Raw genomic sequence first — 6,412 nt, forward strand, 5'->3', positions numbered from 1 at the left:
TCCACCCGCCACTCCCTCCTTTCCGGGTCGTTCAAAATCGCCTTGATCTGTATGCTCGCGTTTTGATTTGAAGTGGACATGCGTACGTAGCCGAGTTTCATCAAATGCCCCGGTCGTCGCAGTCAGGGCTTGCTTGAGGACTGCTGAGACAACAACTTGTACCGCCGTTGTGAATACAGCGACCGTCTGTGCTCCGGAGATGTGGTACTGACTGAGACAATACCCAGCCGTACCTAGTGCGACCAAGACCGTCAGCCGAGCCGCTTCCCGGTTGGGCAGCCTCGGGCGTCATCCCGCGGGGCTTGCGGAAAGATCAGGGGATGTAGCGTAACGAGTCGGCCGATTCGAGCCATGTGTAAAACGATTCCCGGTCCCGCAACTCCTCGTATCGGCGCCTATGCCCACCGAGCTCCAAAACATAATGCCACGCCGTGCTGCGGTCCAGCTTCTCAACCCTGACGAAGAGCTTGAGCAGATCCCATGTCGTCATGTGCTTAATGCCATTAGTCACGGCAAACCCAAGGGCGCCATTGTCGTCAGTGACAAACGTTGCATCCAGCCTTCGGTTCGAAATGATTGAAAGGCTCTCAGCTTCACCCAAGTTTGACGCCCGGTCATCACCGGGTTTGCGGAGCTGGGCTTGATACACCTGAGTGTCCAAATACTCCGCAGGCGTTTCCAACTTCAACGGTTCGCCAAAAATGCCCGGGGCCTCTGTCAGCTGCTCCAGGCCCTCAACCGAGGAACTCCTCTCGCACTCCTGGGAAACGGTGTAACACCATGTGGAACGCCCTGCGGCCACGAGGCGCAGAAGGTCAAAGCGCCCAATCCGGGCAAAGTTCACCAGGACGGTGTTGTCCGGCAGGAACAGCGCTACGCTCAACCGTTGGCCGCCAAACCCAGTGACGCAGCCAGGTCGTCGAGATCTACAGGCTGCGACTGGATCGGGTGAACGTCGAGGTCGTCGGGAGCCACGTCCAGCATCCAGGCAACAGTTTCCTTCGGTGCCTTGCCGATCGCGACTGCCTCCATGTGAGCGGCAATTAGAGCGTCGGGGAAACGACGCTCCGCGGCCCGCTGGGTACGCGCACCGACTGCGAACGGCGTGAAGGACTTGCCTTCCAGCGGCCGGTTGAGCACGTCGAAAGTCGACAGGCTCAGAAGGTTCCGGACCTCATCACTGTAAGGAAGCGACAGTTTCCGCAGCCGGTTGGCCAGGTACTTGGTGGACACCCCTGAATCCCACAGGAAATTGACAACATCAATGCGGCCCGCGGTGGTCCAGTCCATCGCGCGCATCCGGTCGGCCGGAAGGAGGATCTGCGCCCCGAAATCGAAAGCAGGCCCCTCCTTGGCCTCTGATGCGGCCTCATCCGAGGCGTTAAAGTGGCCGAGGTAGATATGTCCGAGCTCATGGGCGATGGAACTGTTCTGGTGGAACCAGTTACTGCTGCGCGGAACAACGATGCAGTAGCGGCCGCCGGCCCGAAGCGAATACGCGCTTCGGACGCCCTCCACCCTCACGACGTCAATATCCAGGGTCTCCTCGACCCGGGCCGCGAAGTCGCGAACGAAATCTTCGCCGAGCCTATCCCGAACCTCAGCGGGGTTAGCGACCTTGGTGCGCTGATCGTTCCTGCCCTGATAGACCTGCCGGTAGGCAAGCTCGATGTTATCAAGAGTGACCCGGGTACTTCCGTCCTGGTCGTCCACGTACCGGCCATTTACGAAGTCGTATTCGTGACGGGCCGCTATCCTCGCCTCGAATGGGTCCGCTTCACCCGTAGCGAGCCAGTACATGGAGGTGGAAAGCCGCTCAGCCAGGTGCGCCAGCTCGGTGCTCGTGAACGTCCGTTTCCCGTTCAAGGACCGGGAAAACACATCTGGAGTTATGCCGACGGAAGCCGCGATCTCCTTCTCGGGCGCGGCAAGCTGCAGCTCAGCAATGCGCTGCCGAATACGTTCCCCCACGGTTGTCATGGTTCAATTCTACCTGCAATTGGGATTTTCCCAATTGCAGTGCCTTATGGACTGCCTCGGCGCCTCGCATCGCAGAACTTCCTACGGCATACATCGAGCCGCTGAAGCCCGCCCTCACACTAGAGCCCGAAGCCTTCTTGAATCCTTTGAGCTTCTTCGTCATGCTCGCGGGCATCCGCCTCGTAGACCTGGGAGACCTCACGTAGGAGTCGTGCTGTCTTCGGCCACTCATCCACAAGCTCCAGGGCGTCATCGAGGAATCCCTTCGCCAGTACTCGCTCTTGCTCGCCTCCCTCGGTTAAGCTGCGCGATGTCACGCCTCGCTTATTGATGATGCCGACCTTGAAATTCCGGTTGATTACTTCGCTACTCTGACTCTCGAAAAAATTTCTCACTGGGATGCATGGCCAAATCGAGTCCCGAGTATCAGGCCTGGCCCTGGCGAGGACCATACCAATATGCGCTTCTCCAACGTCGAGGCGACCCGATTCTTCGAGGAGTCGGCGAGCCTCCCCGACCCATCGATATAGCGCGCTCTCGTCAACGATTCCGTCCTCAGGATCAGATCCCGGAATCATCGTCCAGCGGTTTAGAAGATTCCACGCGTTCGAAGATATGTTTTCTGGGACAGTGGTTTCCTCCTTCTCGTCGCCTCTGCGATAGAGAAAGCTGATCATCTGGACAAAAAATTCAGCTGAATCAGCTATCAACGACTCGAGCGCCCTGATGCTCGTAGAGTCGTCGAGAGCGGGAAGTAGCTTCCACTGCAAAAGTCCTTGCCGCTGCGTATCGATGGCGCCGTCTCGTTCGACGTAGTCAAGTAAGGCGCCGATTTCGTACTCCGAAAGAGTTCCGGCCTCAGGGTCCTCGGCAGAGGAGGCGTGAAAGAGCTCTAGGATTAGCTCAGGATCCAAGTAGACCTTGCCGCCGTGAGAGTACATCGCCATCAGCTCCAGGGCAGCCGCATGGCGTTTATGCTTTCCGAGCCGGCGAGCAGCCTCATTCACTAGCAGAAACTCGCCACGTCCATGGGTCTGGAATTCCGCCCAGTAGTGTCGGCTGACCGCTTCGTCCAATTGGTCCAAGGCCGCCCACGCAACCGAGAGATCGTCAACGGTCTGCAAGATCCGGGCCGCAAGTAGCGGTGGTTTTGTATGCTTTTTGGCCATTGCCACGATGACTTCTTCGTCTTCCTTGGCAAGTTTCGCGATCGCGGCCCGCGCAAATTCCAGGACCCCTGCGCGTTTGTCGACTAGGAGTGAGGCCAGGTCGTTCTCATCGATCCGAACGCTCGAAGATTGAGTGGTTGCATAACCTACGGACCAGGGCCTCCTTACAGTGGAGGCGAGGTCAAGCAACCCCTGCAGGCCACTCTGCACGAACACTTCCTCGACGGCAGCGGTCTGGCGACGCTGAAGTTCGCGGTCGTATTCCTCATAGTTGTCTCTTCGTGAGATGTCGCCCAGTTCCGGGCGGTAGTCAAAGAGCCATAGGACCTGTTCCTTTCGCGTTGCAGGTTGGAAAAGTTCAGCGACCTGGTCAAGGGGCTTTAGGGCGGCCTCGTCGAGGGCCCACTCGGAGTCGCTGTACTCGCGATGCCGCCGGATAAACGAGGACAGCTCTTTCCATACGGTCTCTGAAGTCGCTTCGTCCAGTGTTCCTTCTCGGCCGAGCTCCGCGAATAGGCTCAATAGCCGATCACGCGGTTCACTGCTCAACTCATCGATCTTGGCAACCAGGGCGGCGAGCCGAGGCGGCTCTTGCCGCGCAAGTTGAATGCCCAGGTCGACAATTCGGTCGACCGAGTTCACGTAGTCGGGCATCGATACATTCGATTCAGTGGCCCGTTTCTTCCAGTCATGGAACTCCGGGCCGGCGGATGCTGTTACGAACCCATGCCGGCGAGGGAAGAGGGCAAGCACAAGTTTCCATGCCTCAGCCGGATTGTTCCTGACGAACTTGGTAAGAACCGTGTTCCGAGACTTCAGCGACGCGGAAGTCTGGGGCCGCCAGGGCAGGAAGAGCCCTATAAGAACGCCAGTCGGGTGGTTTGTTATCGAGTCATTCGGCGCCTTCGCTGTCAGGAGCATGATGAGCTGCGTCGCCTCGCTGAAATACACCGGAGACCACGCTAGAACTTCGAGGGCCCACTGAAGATAGACATGTGGGCTAGTTGGTGACAAGTAGGCGCGTTCAGAGTCGGGGAACAAGCCCGCACCTAGCGCGCTGCCAGGCTCCAGCGCCACCCCAACTTCTTCAAGGAAAATGTCGGGCGCAGCCTCGGCCAGAAGTGGGAGCACGTCAAACAGCGACTCCCACACCTTGCCTGTATCGTCTTCGTTCGCTCGTTGGAGGAGCGCCCTGACCATCAGCTGCGTCCAGCCAGCAAGAGTCTGTCCACCCACTACGCGGTTAGCGTCGCCCTCCAACGAGCCAAATTGCGCGAGCGTAGTCGCCAGGCCCTTCCGAAGATCAGAGGAGTGGTTCCTAACCTTTCCGTAGATAGCAGCCCTCCATCGCTCGTCTCTGGGCAAGTCGAGCTTTGGGTCAACGGCTCCGAGAATTTCTTGCACGACAGCTTCGAGCGATGTCAGATCATCCGCTGTGGCCTTGGCAACGACCTGACCTACGGAATCGAGTCGGTCGAATATCTTCCATGCCGAACCAACTCGAGTGAATATGGGCGCGGCTCCGTCGAGCAGCGCGTTTGTGGCTTTTTGAAAGGCTTCAGCATCGCCGGCGATGCGCTCAATGGCCGCGACATCGCCGGGCGATCTGAGGTTCCATGACCCCAGCATCCACGCTCTACGTGCGATGGAATCGTCCGCAAAGGCCCTCACTATGACGGTTGCCGCGTTCGGCACACCTGTCAGCCGTCTCCTGTAGAGCGGGACGCTCTTGTTGATCGCCCGGGCCAGGTCGCTCACCCGGTCGTCTTCGACGCCAAGGTTCTTGAGGATTTTCTCAGCTTCTCCGATAGGGGTTCGGGGAAGCTCGAGGTCCCCCGTCGTTCCTGACGAGCTGTGCAAGATGATGTGGTGACCAGCTATGAGGTCAGCCCGGCGTACAAGGGACTCCTCAAATGGGATAAGAATCAGTAACCCTTCCGTCTCGCCCAGGTATGCAAGTGCTCCGGGATCGAAAACAATCAGCGTCCGATCCAGGATGTCTTGCCTGATTACGGGATTGGCCCTATGTACAACGGCGGCCACGAAGCTCAACACGTCATCCGGATCGGGTGCCGCAATCCAGAGAAGCCGCGCGGGCTCCTCAGTTATCGATGCAAGCAGTCGCGCGGCTTCCGAGGTTCTACCCGCCGTGAGCAATTCAGGGGGAAGTAGCCCCCGTGTACCCCTCGTGAAGTTCTCCCACCACTTGTCGAGGCTCTGAACTCCATTGGCAGGAACTCCAATTTCTTCAGAAAAGCGGACATGCGTCCGCGGTGACCTTTCTAAGGCGCCATACAGATCAGAGGCTGTCCTCACTTGTACGGCCTTCCAGTCACTGAGCGCCGTCTTTTCCTGGGCCCATGTTCGCCCATTGACCCACCGGTGAGGAGTGACAAAAACAAACGTAGTCTCGGATCGGTTGACGCCACAGGGCTCCTTCGTCCGCTTCTCGTAGTCGGCGTCAGCCTTACCCTTTGGGTTCCCACCAACACCGAACTCCCAGACACTCCTCCCTCGTGGAACAAAGGGAGTCTGCACCGGCGACTGGACAATTCCGTCATAGCCGGACAGGTTTACGTGCTCGTCGCCCGGCATGATCAATTCCTGAACATCAGGAACCAAGTCCGCGATGAGGTTTCGAACAAGATTCGGAAGTCGCGACTGCGCCTGCTGCGTCTCGCCCCACTGTTCGATTTGGATCTGACTGGCAAGGTGCGGCAACCGATGACTCACTGAATTACCCCTGTTTACTGCTACATGATCTGGTTGGCATCACACTACCGGTGGGCACAGACAGCAATAGGGCGTGTTGCGTCGTAGACCGCTGCTGGCATGAAGTGTAAGCGCAGTCGTATACGCTGATTGATCAAAATAGTCAAGCTTTGTCAACACCAAAAGGACAAAAAGCCTCTGACCTGCGGAAACACTGTGCCCGAGGTGGGACTCGAACTACCTTCCAGGCATTGCAGACACTGGGAACCCGCGAAAACATGCCGAATCCGAAGTAGTCCGAGGGCAGTAGGACCCGATCTGAGACCAAAAGTGTGGACATTGTCCACACCCCGATTTCCGCCCGTCGAAGCCTTCAACCTACGACCGCATCCCGAAAGGAAGGGATGCGGTTTTTCTTTGTCCTTACAGATTTGGCTCGCCCTTTCAGTAGGTCATGCCGCTTCACTCCTCCGCTTCGATAGACAAGTGGAAGTTCCATCGCTGCTTGTCATTCTGATATGCCCCATGATCGCTGGGCGGGACCTCGGCGC

General features: G+C 58.0%; 3 protein-coding genes. All 3 read right to left on the reverse strand.

Going from position 1 to position 6,412, the window contains the following annotated elements:
• Positions 1–313: 313 nt before the first annotated feature.
• On the reverse strand, positions 314–883 hold the full coding sequence (locus tag CXZ05_RS21950; protein ID WP_079598756.1) for a hypothetical protein: 570 nt from the start codon (positions 881–883) through the stop codon (positions 314–316).
• Complete coding sequence (locus CXZ05_RS21955; protein ID WP_079598755.1) at positions 880–1,980, reverse strand: ImmA/IrrE family metallo-endopeptidase; 1,101 nt, start codon at positions 1,978–1,980, stop codon at positions 880–882. Before CXZ05_RS21955 ends, CXZ05_RS21950 begins: the two co-directional genes overlap by 4 nt.
• Positions 1,981–2,099: 119 nt before the next feature.
• Complete coding sequence (locus tag CXZ05_RS21960; RefSeq protein ID WP_102974571.1) at positions 2,100–5,744, reverse strand: hypothetical protein; 3,645 nt, start codon at positions 5,742–5,744, stop codon at positions 2,100–2,102.
• Between the last annotated feature and the right edge of the window lie 668 nt (positions 5,745–6,412).

It is taken from the genome of Arthrobacter sp. AFG20 (genome assembly GCF_002892795.1).
GTDB lineage: Bacteria > Actinomycetota > Actinomycetes > Actinomycetales > Micrococcaceae > Arthrobacter.